The organism is Planctopirus hydrillae, from assembly GCF_001707835.1.
GTDB classification, from domain to species: Bacteria; Planctomycetota; Planctomycetia; order Planctomycetales; family Planctomycetaceae; genus Planctopirus; species Planctopirus hydrillae.
In genome coordinates, this window is the sequence record NZ_LYDR01000092.1 from 1 (window position 1) to 315 (window position 315).

The window sequence follows — 315 nt, forward strand, 5'->3', positions numbered from 1 at the left end:
TTAAATCCAGATGGGTAAGATGGGGCAATTGCATCACCCCCATCGGCCAAGTGGATGATTGAGTCTGCGACAGGTTTAATTCTCGCAACTCAGTCAGTTGCGTCACATCAAGGCGCCCACTCAACACACAACCGTGCAGATTCAAATACTGCAAATTGACCAGCCCGGCCAGCGCCTGCTGATCTGTGGGTTGAAAAGGGACTCTATTGCCAGCAAGCGACAACTCAACCAGGCTGGAGAGCTGACCTAGGGCCTGCGGGAGGCGCGCAAATCTGCAGTCTTCCACTTTCAAGGACCTCAATGAGCCAAACAGGC

General features: G+C 53.3%; 1 protein-coding gene. It reads right to left on the minus strand.

Features of this window, described 5'->3' with window-relative positions:
* A partial coding sequence (locus A6X21_RS11355) for a leucine-rich repeat domain-containing protein (protein WP_240490240.1) occupies positions 1-286 on the minus strand: 286 nt, incomplete at its 3' end.
* Between the last annotated feature and the right edge of the window lie 29 nt (positions 287-315).